We start from the raw sequence: 18,623 nt of genomic DNA on the forward strand, positions 1-18,623 counted from the left end.
CCATGCTGAGTACCTCCTTGCCCGAAGCCATTTCAACTGCGCAACCAGCGGAGGTGCCCGGCTGGTTTCGCTGGGCCACCGGCCAGCCCGGAACGTCGCATTACGTCACTGTCGACGGTGTCCGTCTGCATTACCTCAGTTGGTCACAGCACTCCGATAATCCGGTGCTTTTACTGGTGCATGGTTTGCGGGCTCACGCTCACTGGTGGGACAGCATCGCGCCTTTTTTCATGGAGGATTATCGCGTCATCGCCCTCGATTTGTCAGGGATGGGAGATAGCGAGCATCGTGCTCACTACCCATGGCAGTTCGCGGCGCGAGACATCATTGGTTTGATCGAAGAAGCAGGGTTGGGCCCTGTCATTGCCGTTGGGCATAGCTACGGCGGCTCACGGATCATGAGCGCCTGCGGTGATCGACCGGATTTGTTCAAACGTTTGATTGTTCTCGACGCGTTGGTGGTTTTCCCCGAGGACGTGCCACCAGACGATCCGATAAAACCGTCAGTCAGACGCTATTACCCCGATCAGCAAACGGCGCTTGGGCGCTATCGTTTATTACCGGAGCAGCCGCTGGCGTTGCCCTATATCACCGAGCATATAGCCCGACATTCAATGGCTGAGCACAGTCAGGGCTGGTGCTGGAAATTCGATCCTATGATGCCGAACGGAGTCGAGCACGAAGAGCCCGGTGCAGTTTTATTACCAAGGGTCCACTGCCCGGTGGATGTCGTTTTTGGCGAACAAAGCGCCATCGTTTCCCGGGATATGGCCGAACGTATTGTGTCGGGGTTGCCAAGCGGCCGGGGGCCCTTCGGGATTCCAGGCGCCCACCACCACTTGATGATCGATCAGCCGATTGCGCTGATCACACTTCTGCGCGGCCTGTTCGCCAGTGGAGTTGAAGATGAATGACTTGGTTTTGCTGGACATGCAGGGCGCTGTGGCGGTAGTCACGTTGAATAACGCGAAAACCCGCAATGCCCTTTCCCGAGACCTGCTGACGGTGCTTGCCGATCAGCTGGAATCTCTGAACGAAGATGCCGAATGTCGGGCGATTGTACTGAGGGGCGCCAACGGGCATTTTTGTTCGGGGGGCGATGTGTCCGGCATGTCGGCCGAGCGTCCTTTGCCGGTGGGTCGCGGACGCATGGCGTTGGGGCACCGGGTGGTCAGAGCCATGGTGTCAGGCAATAAGCCGGTGATCGCGGCGGTTGAAGGCTATGCCGCCGGTGCCGGCTTCTCGCTGGCCGCTGCGGCCGATTATGTAGTGGCCGCCCCTACTGCAAAGTTTGTGTCGTCGTTTGCCAAAGTTGGGTTGGTGCCGGATCTGGGTCTGCTGTGGAGCCTGCCGCAACGCATCGGGATGGCCCAGGCGCGACGTTTGTTCTTCAGTGCCGCTGTGGTTGATGCAGAAGAGGGCGTGAGGCTCGGCATCGTCGACAGCCTGGTCGACGACCCCGATGCGCTGTTGTCGAGGGCGGTAGAGTTGGCGCAGGCCTTTACCGCCCATGCGCCGCTCTCTGTCGCATTGGTGCGCTCGGCCCTGGCTCGGGGGATCAATACTCTGGATGAAGCGCTTGGCTATGAGCTGGATAATCAGGCCGCGCTGTACCTGACCAAGGATCATCGCGAGGCCGTCAGTGCCTTTATGGAGAAGCGCCCTGCGGTGTTTCAAGGCGTTTGATTGCCAAAGGGGAGTGAGATCCCCAGCGGGCAAAGATCCCACAGTCAACGTATGCGCAAGAGATGCCGCCCCGGTCTTCGACGCCGCCCTGTCGCCCTGTCGCGCAGCAAACACAAAATCTAACGTAGAGCGGGCTTACTCGTGATCGGCTGCGCAGCAGTCGTAAAACAAGCAAGCCCCCATACACATTCGGTAAGCGCTCTGTCTAGCCATTCAGGTCCGTGAGCGGGGCATACCCAGTCCTTGCTCGGCGATCAGGCTGCGATGGATTTCGCTGGTGCCACCGTAGATGGTCATGCCGATGGACTGTCGGTAGCTTATTTCTACCTGGCCCACGCCCAGGTTGGATTGCATCAGCGATTCCGGAGCGCACAGGTCCATCAGATCAAGCGCATCACGTTGGTACTGTTCGGTGGAGAACAGTTTTGACATCGGTCCGAAGGCCGCTCGACCGGGAACCTGATCTTTCACCCCCCAAATAACCCGGTAGCACAGGTCCCGGGCGAGGGTGGTGTGTACCGCCACCCGCGCCAGCCGTCGACGTGCATCAAGGCAGGCAATCACGGGTTGGCCATCCCGTTGCGTGGATTGCGCCCACGTCACGGCGTGCTTGTACATGTTGCTGAAACTGATTCGGTACTGATCGCCGCCGTGCTCAAGCTCAAGCGTGGCTGCCATTACCGCAGTGCCACCGTCAATAGCGCCCACGCGGTAGCGATCGGCTACCTGCACCTGGCTCAGGTAGGTGATGTTGGTGCGTTCGTCTTGCAGGGTGAAGATCGGATGGATGTCGATGCCCGGCAGATTCATAGGCACCAGAAACAGCGTCAGACCAGCGTGCTTAGGAACGTTTGGATTGGTCCGAACCAGCAGGAAAATATAATCGGCCAAGTTCGCCGCCGTGGTAAATATCTTTTGCCCATCGATCAGCCAATTACCCTCGGGTGTGCGTGTGGCGCGGGTTTTGGCGGCAAACACATCGGAGCCACAGGAGGGTTCGCTAAAGCCGAGGCATGCTAACGATTCACCACTGGCAAAGCGTGGCAGGACTTCGTCTTTGACCTCTTTAGTGGCGAATCGCATGACGATTTGTGCCACCTGATTGGTGATAGGGGCGGTGATGCGTTGCCAGTTGAATTCCTCGAACACTTCGCCCAGGGCTGCCATGTCGAAAGCAGTTTTGCCTCGCCCGCCGAACGCTTCAGGCCAGTGGGGAAACAGCAGGCCGGCGTCGGCGAGCATGCGATTGAAGCCCGCGTGGAAGCCGTCGACCGAATGATGCGCGTGAGCCTTTAATTCCTCGGTCAGGGTGGCGTGAAAGAACCCGCGCACCTCGTCTGCGAAATCCTCGGCATCGGCGCCATAACCAAATTCGAGGGTGACGTGGCCAGCATCCGGCAGTGAAATGTCCTGTGGACCATTCCACAAGCGGTCGGCCAGCCTATCAAGTTCATGGTTGGGGTCGCCATTGAACAAGGCCCAGGCCTTGGCGCGGCGATAATAGAGTTGCACATCGTATTCCAGCGACACGCCATAACCACCAAAGGTGTGCAGGGCACAGGCAACGGCGCGCCCGGCCGATTGCGTGGCCCACCACCAGGCCATGGACACCAGCGCGGCGGCATCCGGTTGCTGGCGGGCAATGGCCCAGACGGCATGCCGGGACAGTAATTGGCTACCTTCAACTTCAGTGAGGGCGTCGGCCAAGGGATGAGCGATGCCTTGAAAGCTGCCGATGGCGCGACCGAATTGTTCACGCTCTCGGGAGTACTCGGCGGCCAGTTGAATAGCCTGCCGCGCCAGCCCGGTAAGCATGGCCGCCTTTAGCACTTTCCACTCCTCCACTGCAGCCTGAAACAATCTGCTGGCTGACTCGCCGCGGGCCAACAGGCGTTTCTCAACCGCGCAGTCAGCGAGGTTGAGGACACGGACACTGTCAGACCCGAGATTGGCCTGGTGGGGGGTGATCGCCAATCCCAATAGCGCATAGACTGCATCGTCTTCACACACCAGAAGGGCCTCGGCTGCGCCTGCTCCCGGCAACACCATCGGACGCGAGTACGTCAGTGGTTGGGGGACCAAAGTAATCCGTTTTCCGAAGTGGATTTGCTCCAGCAGGCGGGACGCCTCAACTGTATCTAGCAGCGCCAGCAGACGAGCAGCCGGCAAGCATTCAGCCAAGGGAACAGACGCCAGATAGCGCCCGGCTTCTTCGACTACCAACAAGGCTTCGAGCAGTCCCATGCCGGCACCACCTGCCGATTCCGGGACACGCATGGTAGGGATGCCAAGATCTGTCAGTTGCTGCCACAAAACAGGGTCGAAGCCGGTGTTTTCAGCGGCGCGAACCCGGGTCGCGGTGGACTCGCTGGCAAACAGGCGGTTGGCAGTGTCGAGTAACAGCTGCTGCTCCTGCGTAAGGGTCAGGTTCATGGTCAGGCATCCATTACTTTTATCGGGCCTTGAGCGGACTCGGTGGCCTCATAGAACTGCTCACACCAACTGCGCAATGCCGAATACCCGGCAACGTCCTGTCGGGCGAAAATCGGCCGTTGGACAAACTTTTGATGGCGCCAGATCACCGCATCCTCCTCAAACAGCGACACCGTATGGCGTGCCATTTGACGCACGGATTCAGGCATCACATCTGGCGATTTTGGGTCTCGCAGAAAGTAGTAGCTGACGCGCAGGTCGGATGTCTGATCATCGATTGGCGTGCAGGACAACACCAGTCGGCGTGCTAGCTGCGGGTGGTCGAAGATCGAAAAATTCAAGCCGACTCCTGCGTTGCGCGCATGCAAGTACATGGCAATTTCTTTGGTCGCTTTGGAGCGAAATCCGGTTGCGGCTTGCCAGATCGGGCCACTGGTGTCGAAAGACAGCAGTACCGGGTCTTCAGGGGCGTTGTGAGTGAAACGAAAATGCATGGTGTCGGCGGCATTTTCAGTCATCAATTGCGGGTGAATCGCTTCGTTGGGCGCGAACACCACAGCATCCGGGTAGCAGGGGTAGTAGTCGTCAGGGTTGGCTGGCAAATCGGGGTGAGCAAATACGTCAGGCAACCAACCATCCCGCGGTGACCCGCCCGCCGGGTCGTGCCAGAAAAAAATGATGCCGTGTTGCTCGACGACATCCCATTTGTGCAATTTTTTGCGTATGGGCTGGTCTTGATAGGGGATAAGGGCATTTTCGCCCTGAGTATTCCATTGCCATCCATGGTAAGGGCAAGCGACGCAGTCGCCCTTGACTTTGCCGCCGTAACCGAGATGCGCCCCCATGTGATGACAGTGTGCATCCAGCACCGCCAGTTCGCCCTTATCACTGCGAAACGCAACTAAATCATGGTCAAAATACTTCATCGGCTTGACCGCGCCTGGCGGGATTTCAGCGCTCCAACCGATTTGAAACCAGCCTGTTGGTTTCATGGATAGATTCAACATGGTGAGTCTCCTTTTTTTGTTATACGCCAATAGGCTTCGCGTACAAATTTCGCAGCTCGATCTTGTTGACCTTTCCTGTCACGAGCTTGGGTAAAGCGTCCACCACAATGATTTTCTTGGGTTTCTTGTAACTGGCGATCAGCGCTCGAGCATGTTCGATCAGTTCATCTTCCCTGGCGCTTTGACCCTGTTTGAAGGTGATCACGGCGCAAACGCTTTCGCCCCACTTCGGATCGGGAATACCGATAACTGCGCATTCGGAAACTGCCGAATGCTGGAGCAAGACTTCCTCCACTTCACGGGAGTACACGTTTTCGCCGCCGGTGATGATCATGTCTTTCTTGCGGTCAACCAGGTAAAGAAAGCCATCTTCGTCGAAGCGTCCCATGTCACCGGTGTGGCACCAACCATCGCGTAGGGTTTGTAAGGTGGCTGAGTGGTTATTCCAGTAGCCGCGAAACATGGCGCTGCTCTTGGCGAGGATTTCTCCTGGTTGGTTCGGCGCGCACTCGTCGCCGTTCTCATCGACCACCTTGGCCAGCAGGTTGGGGTACGGCTTGCCCACGGAGCCGAGCCGCTGGCGTTCTTTAGGGGTGCCGTCCGGCCGGTGCTGGGCTGGCGAGAGCGAAAACATGCAGACCTCGCTCTGACCAAACAGGTTGACGAAGCCGCACCCGTCGAATACGTCGATAGCCCGTTTCAGCACCGGCACCGGCATCGGCGCGGCCGAATAAATGATGGTGCGCACACTTGAGAGGTCGGCTTCGCTGACATAGGGGTGTTCTAGCACCATTTGGACCATGGTGGGTGCCAGCAGCAGAATGCTCAGTCGTTGTTTTTCGATGGCCTTGAGTACGTCCAATGGTTCGAATTGCCGCTGCAAATACGCGGCGCCGCCCCGCACGTGCTGGGACAGGCTGATGACCATGCCGCCCAGGTGGAACATAGGCATCACAATCAAGGTGATATCGGGTTGTTGCATGTCGCATAGCCAGGTATCAACTTGAATCAGTTGACGGTATTCCCGATGGCCCCAAATCACACCCTTGGGTTTGCCGGTGGTGCCGCTGGTATAAATCAGGCAGCAGATATCTTCTTCAGTGGCCCGGCTGGGCGGCCCGAGGGGATCGCCACTGGCAACGAAGTCGTCGTGATTGACCGCCCATTCGCTCGCGCCACCAATGCACACGTAGGTTTCCACCGAGGGCAACTCGTGCCGCAGTTGCTCCATGAGGGGCAGGTATTGAGCTTCGAAAAAAAACAATCGGGGCGAGCCATCGCACACGATACTGGCGACCTCGGCGGGGGCCAGACGGAAGTTGACCGGCGCCAGGATGTAGCCGGCCCACTGGGTCGCCGCCATGATTTCGCCGAATTCGAGGGAGTTCATCGACAGGATCCCAACGCGATCCTGATGCTTCAGTCCCGCCCCGTGCAGCGCCGAGCCGATCTTTTTGGCGCTGTCGAGCAGTTGGCCATGGCTGATGCTGTTGTCGCCCAGGATGTAAGCGGGGTCATCGTGATAGAACCGGGCACGTTGCTCCAGGTCGTCGGCGAAGGACAGTGGCAAATAATCACGCATGCAAGGCACCCCCAAGAGGCAATTCAAGGCTGGCACCGATCCAGCTTTCACTGGCGCGGCTCAAATGGAAGTCGCTGTCGCCAAAGCGTTGCTCGAAGTACACGGCGGATTTGTAGTGATGACCCACTGCATATTCATCGGTGGTGCCAATACCGCCGTGTAACTGTATGCCTTGGCTGGCTACAAAGTAATGGGCGCGGGCAATGAACACTTTTGCTCCGGAAATAGCCACGCGACGGCGTGCCGGGTCTGTTCCTTCGAAGGCGTTGATGGCGCTGAACAGCATGGCGCGGGCTTGATCCGTCTCGACGAACATCTCGGCCATTCGATGTTGTAACGCCTGAAACTGAGCCAGTGATTTGCCGTATTGAACGCGGGTCTTGAGGTAATCGGCGGTCATGCTCATAACCGCTTCCATGGAACCGACACTGCCGGCACACAAGGCAAGAATGGCGCGATCCAGCGCGGTTTCCAGGGCGTTCGCCACAGCCGCTCCGTGCATCAGCAGTGCCGTGTCGTCCAGCCGGACGTTGTTTAGATGCAGATCGGCGGCCCGGCTACCATCGATCAACTCGTAGCCGTCCAGCGAAACCCCAATAGCAGTTCGCTCCACGAGAAAGAGGGCGGGTTCGCGACTGCCTTCGAGTAACGCACTCACGAGCCACTGGTCTGCCCCGGCGCCATGGAACACTCGGTGTTTACGGCCATCAAGGATCCAGCCATCGGTGACCTTGTGGGCGAGGGTGCAAACGTCAACCTGGTATTCGTTGCGCGAGTGCTGTTCCTGATGAGCCAATGCCATCACGCTTTCGCCGCTGGCAATCAGTTCCAGCAGGCGCAAGCGTTTTTGCGTTTGGCCGACGCCGCTCAGGATACTGGCGCACAGCACAGCGGTATCGACCAAGGGTTCAACCACTAAACCATGACCCAGCGGCTCCATTAACAAGGCAAGATCGAGGCTGCTTCCACTCAATCCTCCGTTCTCTTCGGCAATATCCAGGGCCAACCAGCCCATTTCGGCGAATTGGCGCCACTGTTTGCGCGAGAAACCATCGGCCCTTGCGGTGGCTTGCCGACGTTCCTCGAACGGGTAGCGTTCGCGGATATACCGCTCGGCGCTGTCCGCCAATTGTTTCTGTTCATCGGTGAGGTCGAAATTCATGGTCAAAACCCGAATGCCAGTTTGGCGATGATGTTCTTTTGCACTTCCATGGCACCGCCAAATATGGTGCAAGCACGCAAGTACATGAGGTCGGCGGTGACACCCGGCACATGGGCAGGCCAGAGCGGGTCATCGCTGGATGCGGCGTAGGCTTCGTCCCGGCTATAAACCCGCAGGCTGCGCTGGCCCATGGTGCTGACCATCAGTTCGGTGAGTTTTTGTTGCAGGCTTGAGCCGCGTACTTTCAATACCGAAGCGCAGGCCGCAATCGGGTGACGGCTGGGGGCTTCGTGAAGCACGCGCAACACTGACCATTCAAGCGCCTCCACTTCTAGCCGCAGCCCGGTGAAACGGCAAATGAAGGCCGGGTCATCCAGCAGCGGTTTGCCGTGTTTGTATTCTTTGCTGGCGATGAGGCGGATACGCTCCAGATCGGCGCGGGCTTTATGAATGTCGGCGCTAGACGTGCGCTCGTTGGAGAGTAGGAATTTGGCCTGGGACCAAGCATTCCCGACTTCCCCTAAAATGTTGTCGCAAGGCACCCGAACGTTGTCGAGAAATACCTCGCAGGTCGAGCCGTCGCCATTGATCATCGGAATCTGGCGCACGGTAATGCCCGGCGACTTCATGTCGATGATCATCATCGAGATGCCTTTCTGCGGTCGATCACAATTTTCGGTGCGCACCAGAAAGAAGCCTTGTTCGCAATATTGGCCTTCCGTGGTCCAGAGCTTCTGGCCATTGACCACGTAGTGATCGCCGTCCAGCACGGCCTTTGTTTTAAGCGCCGCCAAATCAGACCCAGCCCCAGGCTCAGAGAAGCCCTGTGCCCACATTTCATCGCCGCGCAGAATCGCCGGCAGATAGCGTTCCTTCTGTTGCGCGCTGCCATAGGTGTAGAGCACAGGCGCCAGCAGACGCAGCCCCTGCCAACGCAACTCGGGTGCGCCCGCCAGCTTGCATTCGTACTCGAAAATGTGGGTGTGTAAGTGACTCCATCCGGTGCCGCCGTACTCAATCGGCCAATGAGGCGCCGACCATCCTTTGTCAGCCAATACCCGGTTCCACCAGCGACGATCGTCTTCGTTCGGTGGGTGCATGCCAGTAAGGCTGCGGCGAATGACCTCAGCGTGCAGCGAACTTTTGAGAAATGCGCGGACCTCCTCGCGAAAGGCCAGGTCCGAAGGGGACAGGGTCAGGTGCATGATGTTTTCCTTTAGCAAATCCTGTTCAGTTAAAGCCGGTGTTGGCGTTATCAGCACGCCAGCGGCTGTAAAGGCGTCTCGGTTGCACACAGCCCGAGCACCGCATGGTAAGCGTCATGCACCGCGTCGCCAATTCGACCACCCCGGCGCGCATCGCCAATAGTCGTGACCGGCAGGTGTGCCTCCAGCAGCTGGTTCAACAAGGTTTCGTCCGGACTTCTGCCTTGGGCAATCAGCACGCCCAGGGTCTGGAGTTCGGTACGTTCGCCGGCGGTGTGCTGAAGCTCCACTCGGCCATCTTCGTGAATTCGCACGATGCTGCTGTTATCCAGAATGCGGATAGACGTGTTGCTGAACAGGCGTTGCTTCAGCACTCCGCGATAAATCATTTCGGCGGAGCGGGCCAGTTGCGACCGGGGCGAGCGGCTGACCAGCACCACTAAGTAACCTAGGTCACTTAACAGCTCTGCGGTTTCGCAACCGGTTTCGCCGCCGCCGTACACCAGTATTGGCAAGTTCGGGTCGGGCGCCGGAAGGCTAGCGATGTCCCCCATCAATAGTTCGTACGCATCCAGCACTGGTCGGGTATCGATGCCGTCAATGGCAAGGCGCAACGCCCGACCGCCGATGGCAAGCAAGACAATCGCTGGCTGAGCCGGTCCGCCCAGCGTTGCCAGATCGATATGACTATTGAGGTAGACCTCAACCGCACTCTTGTCGAGTTGACGTATCAGATAACTGAGGTACCAATTCAGTTTGTCTTTGAAAGGCGGCGCTGCTGAAGCAATCAAACCTCCACCGAGGTCGCTGCGACTTTCGTGCAACTCAGTGGCAAAACCGGCCTGCTGCAACATCAACGCTGCGGCCATACCGCCAGGGCCACCTCCCACGACCACTGCGCGCTGACCACGACGAGCACCCGCGTCCGGGAGGCGGTCCAGTTCATGACCACTGCGTGGATTCTCGGCACAGCCGATGGTGCCGTGGGGGCCGGAGCTGATGGCGACACAATAGTTACAGGACGTGCAGGGTCTGATGTCCAGTGCCGCGCCGCGTCGTGCCTTGTTTGCCCATTCGGGATCGGCCAGCAACGGCCTGCCCAGCGCGATCATGTCGGCATCACCTTCACGAATGGCGCGTTCGGCGGTTTCTGGCCAGCGAATCTGTCCGACACTGATCACCGGCACGTCCACCGCTTCACGGATCCGCCGCGAGTAGGGCAGGCGCCAGCCTTCAGGTGCAGACATAGGCTCGATGACTTTGTCAAAGCTGGTCCAGCCCAGTCCGATAGACACATGCAACGCGTCTACGCCCGCAGACACTAGTTTCGGTGCGATGCGTACCATGTCGTCAATGCTCAGCCCCTGAGGGGTAAATTCGTCGGCCGAGAGCCGGTAGATCAGCGGGCGATCACCGATACTTTGGCGCACCCGCTCAATGACCCGGCGCGGGAAGTTCAGGCGTTTTTCCTCGTCTCCTCCCCACGCGTCGTTACGATGATTGCTGTAGGGAGACAGGAAAGCGGTCAACAGATAGCCATGGGCGCCATGTAACTCGAATGCCTGATAACCGGCCAGTACGCCCAGCTCTGCGCTTGCGCCAAAACATTCAATCAGGTACTCGATTTGCTCTGGCGTCATGGCGCTCGCCACCAGGCGGTCGGGGGAAGAGCGTGAACTGACATCGCTGGGTGCCCAAGGCATTCCATCCACAACCAGTTCGCGCTTGGCGCCCTGGCCGCCGTGCTGCAATTGCAGGCAGGCCACGGCGCCCGTCGAGGTTATGGCTTCGACCAAACGCTGATGGCCAGCGATATGGGAGGGGGACTCAAGGGTCAGCTGGCGATGTTCGGACCGGCCGCTGGCAGAGTCAACGCAACAGAACTCCACGACAATCATGCCGGTTCCACCTTTGGCACGCTCTCTATAGAAGGCGATTTGTTCCGGTGTCACGCGTCCATCCAGTCCACCCAGATTTGTCGACATCGGCGCCATGACTGTCCGGTTAGGGATAATCAGATTACGCAATCGAATGGGTTCAAAGAGACGCGGGTAGGGGTTGTTAGGCATGGAGTGACTCCTGATTGTTCGCCCTCGTTGAGCACTGACCCGGCACTGAAGTACGGGGCAAAAACGGCAGCGTTGGATTTGTTGTGATGTTCTATAGCTGACGATATATCAGTTATTTAGGCATTGCCAGTGAAGAATGTGAATCTGCCTGACTGGGCCGGGGCTGACAGGCGTTTAGCCAGAAGGTTAGAGTGGCCTGTCGACGCATCGGCTAGCTTGAAAAGCATTGGTGGTTTGCGGCGCCATAGCTGGTCAAGGTTTAGCTGCTGGTTTTTGATACCTGAGGACGTAGTCCAAATATTATTCTTAAGGACCGCATAACGTCTTGAATAGAAAGAAAATATGTACCCGACAAGAAAAACTTTTCAGAAAGCCTATTGCGAATAGCTGACGGTATGTTAGCTTGGCGTCGGAGGTTCTGAAGGGCTGCTATCAACGGCTGAATGATCTGATGTTGTGGTTTAGGATCTTCCTTGCGATAGTGTTTTCTGTTCTTCATGCCCAGCGTCTAGCCCCTGTTTTCAGGGGTGAGCCGAAAATAACAAACCGATTTGAATCGGAGAGGCAGGCCAGTGAAAACAACAACAATAAGTAACGCTAGCAGTCGATACGTCAGTTTTAAAAAGCCGTTATGTATGCCGTGCTCTGTTGCATTCCTACTGGGCGTGGTCGGCAGCAATTGTGTGCAGGCAATAGAAGTCGATACCGGTATTCCCGATGTCAGCGTGCGTTGGGACAACACCTTTCGCTACAACCTCGGAATGCGAATGGAAGGGCAGAACAGCGACTTTTCCAAATCGCCGTTTTATGACGATACCGAGCATAAATTCGGGCGTGGCGATGTTGTCACCAACCGGGTCGATATCATCAGTGAGCTCGATGTGGCCTGGAAGCAAGCGAATGGCTTTCGATTGAGCGCGGCGGGATGGTATGACGACGCCTACAAAGGCAGCGACTCGCCGAATCCAGACCTGACCGGTAGCAGCAACTACATCAATAACCACTACAACAGTTACGCCAGCCGTTACATCGCCGGTCCGTCGGGTGAGATTCTCGATGCGTTCGTTTTTACCGGCTTCCAACTGGGTAATGTGGGCGTCAATATCAAAGCGGGTCAGCACAATGTCTATTGGGGTGAATCGCTTTACTCCATCGGCAACAGTATCGCCTACTCCCAAGGTCCGGTTGACACCATCAAGGCAGCAACCAGTCCGGGCGCGGAGGCCAAGGAACTGTTCTTGCCGCTGAAGCAGATCTCGACAACGGTTCAGCTCACTGATGAATTGTCATTCGCTGCGCAATATCTGTTGGACTGGAAACCTTTCCGCCTGGTGCCTGGCGGTACGTACTTCTCGTCGGCCGATGGGGCCCGTTCGGATCTGGGCGCACCGGCAGATATTTTCCAGATTCCAAACGGTCGTGATATCGAACCGGATAGCCATGGTGACTATGGCTTGAACCTACGGTGGAGCCCTTGGTGGCTGGGCGGCACGGCGGGTGTCTATTACCGCAAGTTTGCTGAAAAACTGCCGTGGAGCTTTACCCAGGTCGGTGTTCAGCAAGTGGCGCCGGGTGTATTTGCCGGGATTCCAAACGCGATTCGCTTCAACTATGCCCGTGATACCGAGCTGTACGGCTTGAGCCTGACTAAAACCCTGGGCACCGTGAGCGTTGCGAGCGAAGTGTCTTATCGGCGTAATACAGCGCTGAACTCGGTGGCGGGCTTTACCGTGATCTCAAGCGGCGATGCCGGATATGCGCAAGCCGAAGGTGCCCGAGGTGACAGCCTTCATGCGCTGGTCAACGGTATCTATCTGTTGCCCAAAACGCCCATCTGGGACGGTGGTACATTTCAGGCGGAGTTGGCTTACAACAAGCTGGAAAACATTACTGAGAACGCTGATCGATTCAATGGTCGCGGTCACGGTTGCGTGACGGCGTATAGCAAGAACTGTGCAGATGACCATTCATTAGGCATGCAGATGGGCTTCACTCCGCAGTGGCCGCAGGCCTTTCCGGGTTGGGACATGTCGATGCCGTTCTCTCTGGCATACGGTATAGATGGCAACAGCCCTACGTTGGGTGGTACTAACGAAGGCGCGTACAACTATTCGGTGGGCATCAATGGTGTCTGGAAGAACCAACACAACTTTACGTTGGCCTGGATAGACTCGCACGCCGATTATAAAGTCAACCCGGCCAGCGGCTATGTCACCAGCGATTATACAAATGGCTCGGCTGTACAGAATAACCATGGCTGGCTGTCGTTTACCTACAAGACCACTTATTAAAGCTGCACCCGTTAGCCTGCCAAACGTGAGGGTTAGTCCATGAATAATAAAAACATCGTAATGTGGGGCGCTGTCAGCCTGCTGTTCGCAAGCCAGGTCATGGCGGCGCCTACGGACGAAGAGATTAAACAGCTAGGCACTACACTGACACCGCTGGGTGCCGTTAAAGCTGGTAACGCAGACGGCTCGATCCCGCCGTGGACCGGGGGCATGTGCACCATTCCGCCAGGCTACAAACCCATCATGGGCGACAAAGGTGGTTCGCCTTATGTCGATCCATTTGCCAATGAAAAACCCTTGTTTAGCATCACAGCGGCCAACATGGCGCAGTACAAGGACAAGATCGACGATGGCACGCAAGAATTATTCAAGCGTTACCCTGAAAGCTTTCGCGTTGATGTTTACCCCTCCCATCGGACGGCTTGCTTCCCGCAGTGGGTCTATGACAATACGATTAGTCGAGTGAAAAACCCACAAGTGGTTGGTGCTGCGCCAAGTTTGGCCAATGCCCACGCACAATATCCCTTCCCGATTCCCAAAACCGGGTATGAGGCGATGTGGAACTCGAACGTCAAGTATGAGCTGCCCTATAGCGAAGGCACTCAGGCAGCCTATTTGATTGATACCTCGGGCGGCGTCACGCTGACCGGTGTGCAGAAAATCGAAAACCGAAACTTGTTCTGGGATAACTCCATGGACAAAATCCCGGACAACCAACCGTATTGGGCATTGATTGCCAGTACCACTGCGCCTGCACAAGCTGTGGGCGTCAAGCAACTGCGCCATTCGTTTCTGGAAGCTCAGGATCGCGAGAACATGGCATGGTCCTATATCCCGGGACAGCGCCGGGTCCGACTGGCGCCTGAGTTCAAATACGACACCGTCAGTACCACCAGCGGTGGTGTATTACTGTTCGACGAGATCAACGGTTTTGACGGCAAGATGGACAAGTTCGACTTCAAACTCGTCGGTCGGCGCGAAATGTATGTGCCTTACAACGACTATAAGACCTGGGATGCCGATCCGGTCGCAATCAACACGCCCAAGCACCTGAACCCGGACTACCTCCGTTGGGAATTGCACCGGGTGTGGGTGGTGGAAGCGACGCTCAAGCCAGGTGAACGGCATGTACAGAAGGTCAAGCGTTTCTATCTGGACGAGGACAGCTGGAGCATCCTGACCTACGTTTCGTTTGATCAGGCTGGCAAGGTCCACCATTTGATGTACCAGCCTTCGATCCAACAGTATGAAAAACCGGCTTACCGCAATGGGCAGTACGTGCTCTATGACTTGACCAAGGGTGTTTACTCCAATGGCTCGCTCATGGCTGCGCCGAAAATGACCGGCTTCTACAAGGTCGATGCCTACCCGGGCAGCTACTTCTCGCCGGGCTCGCTGGCCGGTTCCGGAGTACGTTGACCCCTAAGTCATTGAGCATTTGGGGGGTGTGATGCCCCCTGTTTCACGCTCACTGCGTCGAACTCCCATGAACCGTACTGCTGAGAGGATGAAATGACGACTGTGGGTTGTAGGTTACTGTTGGCCGCGCTCTGTGCCATGGCCCTGTCGGCTCGGGCTGATGCGCAAACGGGTTTCATGGACCCTCTGGATCGCCCCGCATCGTCTATCAGTCAGTTGACGAGGGCGCACCTGAACAGTGTGACCACGGCAGGCAAGCGGCTGGTCGCAGTGGGTGCCAGAGGCTTGATCATGTTCTCCGATGATGCGGGGGCCAACTGGTCCCAGGCGCCTTCTCCCGTTTCGTCGGACTTGCTCGGCGTAAATTTTCCGACACCGGAACAAGGTTGGGCTGTGGGTCACGAAGGCGTGATCCTGCACACCGCCGATGGCGGCCTAAGCTGGAGCAAACAACTGGATGGTCACGCCGCGAGCGCGTTGCTGACCGAACATTTTGACGCATTGGCGGCGGCCGGTGATCCCACCGCCGCAGTGTTCCAGGAGGCGGTCAAGCTCAATTATCAAGACGGCCCTGAACAAGCCCTGATGGATGTCTGGTTCTCCGATGAGAACAATGGGGTGGCGGTGGGCACCTTCGGTACGCTGTTCGCGACCCACGATGGCGGCCGGCATTGGGAGTCCTGGATGGAGCGGGCGGACAACCCGGATCTTCTGCATTACATGGCAATTTCCGGCAGCGGCAGTGAGATGTACATCGCCGCAGAGCGCGGTGTGGTGTTCAAACTTGATCCCCGCACCCAGCGCTTCATACGACTGGAAACTGGCTACCTGGGTAGTTTTTTCAGCATCAAGGCCACTTCACGGATGATTGTTGCCGCTGGCTTGCGGGGCAGCGCCTACAAATCCTCGGATGGGGGCGTCACTTGGCAAACCTTGCCTACCGGCATCAACGTCGCGATCAGTGATGTCCAGAGCTTGCCCGATGGTCGGTTTTTACTGGCGGGCGTCGATGGCAAGGTGGTGATCAGCGATGCCGCTGTACGCGGCTTCTCCCCCATGGCGGTTTCTCGCTTTGGACGATTTACCAGTCTGGTATGGCTCAATGACGGCAAAGCCGTCAGCGTCGGATTCTCCGGGGTGCGAGAAGTCTCTGCGCAATAGCTACCGGACGCTCCCGTCATTTTCAGAGGCAACTATGGTTTTATTGAAAGCGCTCGACATGCCGGTCATTGCGGACCCTGCCGACTTTGACAAAAACAGCGGCAACTGGCTCGAAAGGCTAGTGTTCAATCACCGCATCAGTGTGATCTTGCTCTGTGGGGTGTTGACGTTATTCTTCGGCTGGAACGCACTGAAGTTACCGGTCAATACCAGCTTCGAGAAAATGATTCCGCAGTCCCATCCCTATATAAAAAATTACCTCGAACACCGTGATGCGCTCCGTGGCATGGGTAACGCAACGCGAGTCGTGGTGGAAAATACTAAGGGTGACATCTTCGATAAAGACTATTTGCTGACGCTGCAAAAGGTCAACGACGCCGTTTACCTGCTACCCGGCATAGACCAGGGTTGGATGCGCGGGCTGTGGACCAGCAGCTTGCGTTGGACCGAAGTCACCGAGGAAGGTTATCGGGGCGGCCCCGTCATCCCGGATCGCTGGGACGGTAGCCCAACCTCCATGGACCGCCTGCGTGAAAACATCAATCGAGCAGGCATCGTTGGCAGTTACGTGGCCAACAATCTGAAGTCGTCGATGATTTTTGTGCCATTGCTCGATCTTAATCCTGAGACCAGGAAGCCACTGGATTACGCGGTTTTTTCGAGGCAATTAGAGGACAAGGTGCGGTCGCTGGAGACCGACACCATCAAGATCCACATCATTGGGTTTGCCAAGATCGTTGGCGATTTGATTGATGGCATGTATTCGGTGATGGCGTATTTCGGTTTCTCGGTGCTAATCGCCACTGCGCTGGTGCTGGCCTACACCCGCTGCCTGCGCAGTACGCTATTGCTGGTGTTCTGCGCCTTACTCGGCGTGGTCTGGTTGCTGGGCTTGCTCAGTGTGCTCGGCTACGTGCTTGATCCGTATTCAATCCTGGTACCTTTTCTGATTTTCGCCATCGGTCTGTCCCACGGTGCGCAGAAGATGAACGGGATCATGCAAGACGTGGGGCGAGGCACCCATAAATACGTGGCTGCTCGCTACACCTTCCGCCGATTGTTCATGGCGGGGCTGACTGCGCTGCTGGTGAATATCGTTGGTTTTGCAGTGCTGATGATCATTGATATCCCTGTGATTCGCGACATGGCCCTGACCACCAGCCTGGGCGTCGCTATCCTGATTTTCACCAAGCTGTTTTTGATACCGGTGCTGCTGTCCTATTTCGGCGTGAGCGCTGACGCGGCGCGGCGCAGTGTGCAAACGACGAATCAGATAACGGCCGGACGGAGTCCGATGCAGGCCATCCGCAGTGGCCTGATCCGACTTACTGAACGGCGTCGTGCCACGATTACCGTTGCGCTCGCCGCCGTGCTGGCCTGCGCAGGGCTTCTGATCGGTCACCACGTGCAGTTTGGGGACCTTAATCCGGGCGCGCCGGAGTTGCGGCCGGAATCGCGCTATAACCGCGACGTAGCCTTCGTGACCCAGAATTACGGGCTGTCAACGGACCAGTTTGTGGTCATGCTCAAAACACCGGCTGGGGAATGCACCCAGTTCTCATCGCTGACCGAAGCGGACCGTTTGAGTGCCCGCCTGCGCGAATTGCCCGGTGTACAGACCACCTTTTCGCCCGCGGACGGCATTCGTCTAGCCACATCGGGGATGTTTGAGGGCAACCCCAAATGGATGACAATCCCGGTCAATACCAGCACCCGCACCCAAGCCTTCAACATGTTCGCCACGGACCGGCCGGAACTGGTCGATAGGTTCTGCGTCATCACACCGGTGATTGCTTATCTGGCAGACCACAAGGCGGCGACGCTGGACCGCGTAGTGAAAGAGGTCGAAGCCTATGGTGCGGAGTTCAACACCGAATCACGCACGTTCCTGTTGGCCGCCGGCAGCGCTGGTATTGAAGCGACCACCAATATTGTGGTCAAACGCAGCTTCTGGACCTTGCATCTGGTGCTCTATGGCGCAGTGGCGTTGCTGTGTTTCATTACCTTCCGCAGCTGGCGTGCGGTGGTGGTAGCGATTATTCCGTTAATCATCACCTCGATCCTGTGTGAGGCGCTAATGGTGATGCTGAACATCGGGATTAAGGTCGCCACGTTGCCAGTCATCGCGGTGGGTGTTGGTGTCGGTGTCGATTACGCGCTGTATTTGCTCAGCGTGCAGTTAGGCATGCAGCGGCACGGCATGACCCTGGCCAAGTCTTATGAAGGCTCGCTTGATTTTGTCGGCCGAATCGTCGGTCTGGTCGGATTGACCATGGCCGCAGGGGTTATTCCGTGGATATGGTCACCCATCAAATTCCAGGCGGACATGGGCATTCTGCTGAGCTTCATGTTCCTGTGGAACATGGTCGGTGCGTTGGTACTAATCCCTGCGCTGTCTTACTTTCTGCTGCGTACACCGGCCGATGATGCACCGCCTGAGCAGCGGGACATGGACGCAACCTCAGCGACGAGCCCATCTGAGGAGCCGTTGGGCGAACCTGGCAAAGAAACCATCAAGCAACGAATTACTGCCTGAGGTCCTTGACGCCCGAGACAGAGAATTCTGTCTTGTGGCTTTCTGCACTCGTTTATTAACCTGACGCCGGAG

The 18,623-nt window shown here is 57.2% G+C and carries 12 protein-coding genes; 6 read left to right on the plus strand and 6 right to left on the minus strand.

Annotated features, from left to right (window positions below; translation table 11 throughout):
- The first annotated feature begins 2 nt into the window (after positions 1–2).
- Entirely contained in the window at positions 3–914 is a 912-nt protein-coding gene (locus JWR17_RS24630) for an alpha/beta hydrolase (RefSeq protein WP_299835721.1), read from the plus strand.
- Entirely contained in the window at positions 907–1,686 is a 780-nt protein-coding gene (locus JWR17_RS24635; RefSeq protein ID WP_299835723.1) for an enoyl-CoA hydratase/isomerase family protein, read from the plus strand. Before JWR17_RS24630 ends, JWR17_RS24635 begins: the two co-directional genes overlap by 8 nt.
- A gap of 213 nt (positions 1,687–1,899) precedes the next feature.
- Here JWR17_RS24635 and JWR17_RS24640 read toward each other — a convergent pair whose 3' ends face one another.
- The 6 genes from JWR17_RS24640 to JWR17_RS24665 are packed head-to-tail and all read right to left on the minus strand — an operon-like array spanning position 1,900 to position 11,144.
- Positions 1,900–4,119 (minus strand): acyl-CoA dehydrogenase family protein, encoded by a 2,220-nt coding sequence (locus JWR17_RS24640; RefSeq protein WP_299835725.1) that lies wholly within the window; start codon positions 4,117–4,119, stop codon positions 1,900–1,902.
- 2 nt (positions 4,120–4,121) lie between these two features.
- The gene (locus tag JWR17_RS24645; protein ID WP_299835726.1) at positions 4,122–5,126 is read right to left on the minus strand and encodes an aromatic ring-hydroxylating dioxygenase subunit alpha; all 1,005 of its coding nucleotides are present in this window, start codon (positions 5,124–5,126) and stop codon (positions 4,122–4,124) included.
- Positions 5,127–5,145: 19 nt separating this feature from the next.
- Positions 5,146–6,708, minus strand: a complete 1,563-nt coding sequence (locus tag JWR17_RS24650) for an AMP-binding protein (protein ID WP_299835728.1) — start codon at positions 6,706–6,708, stop codon at positions 5,146–5,148.
- On the minus strand, positions 6,701–7,870 hold the full coding sequence (locus tag JWR17_RS24655; protein ID WP_299835730.1) for an acyl-CoA dehydrogenase: 1,170 nt from the start codon (positions 7,868–7,870) through the stop codon (positions 6,701–6,703). Before JWR17_RS24655 ends, JWR17_RS24650 begins: the two co-directional genes overlap by 8 nt.
- A gap of 2 nt (positions 7,871–7,872) precedes the next feature.
- Positions 7,873–9,075, minus strand: a complete 1,203-nt coding sequence (locus JWR17_RS24660; protein WP_299835732.1) for an acyl-CoA dehydrogenase family protein — start codon at positions 9,073–9,075, stop codon at positions 7,873–7,875.
- Positions 9,076–9,125: 50 nt separating this feature from the next.
- Positions 9,126–11,144 carry an FAD-dependent oxidoreductase gene (locus JWR17_RS24665; RefSeq protein WP_299835734.1) on the minus strand — a complete coding sequence of 673 codons (2,019 nt, stop codon included), beginning with the start codon at positions 11,142–11,144 and terminating at the stop codon, positions 9,126–9,128.
- 635 nt (positions 11,145–11,779) lie between these two features.
- Here JWR17_RS24665 and JWR17_RS24670 point away from each other — a divergent pair.
- The 4 genes from JWR17_RS24670 to JWR17_RS24685 all read left to right on the plus strand — a co-directional run bounded on the left by JWR17_RS24670 (position 11,780) and on the right by JWR17_RS24685 (position 18,551).
- On the plus strand, positions 11,780–13,435 hold the full coding sequence (locus tag JWR17_RS24670; protein WP_299835735.1) for a DUF1302 domain-containing protein: 1,656 nt from the start codon (positions 11,780–11,782) through the stop codon (positions 13,433–13,435).
- A 39-nt stretch (positions 13,436–13,474) separates the two neighbouring features.
- Positions 13,475–14,854, plus strand: a complete 1,380-nt coding sequence (locus tag JWR17_RS24675) for a DUF1329 domain-containing protein (protein ID WP_299835737.1) — start codon at positions 13,475–13,477, stop codon at positions 14,852–14,854.
- Positions 14,855–14,947: 93 nt separating this feature from the next.
- Positions 14,948–16,015, plus strand: a complete 1,068-nt coding sequence (locus JWR17_RS24680; RefSeq protein ID WP_299835738.1) for a YCF48-related protein — start codon at positions 14,948–14,950, stop codon at positions 16,013–16,015.
- 34 nt (positions 16,016–16,049) lie between these two features.
- Entirely contained in the window at positions 16,050–18,551 is a 2,502-nt protein-coding gene (locus JWR17_RS24685) for an MMPL family transporter (RefSeq protein ID WP_299835740.1), read from the plus strand.
- Positions 18,552–18,623: the final 72 nt, after the last annotated feature.

The sequence above is a fragment of the Pseudomonas sp. genome (assembly GCF_028293835.1).
Classification (GTDB): Bacteria; Pseudomonadota; Gammaproteobacteria; order Pseudomonadales; family Pseudomonadaceae; genus Aquipseudomonas.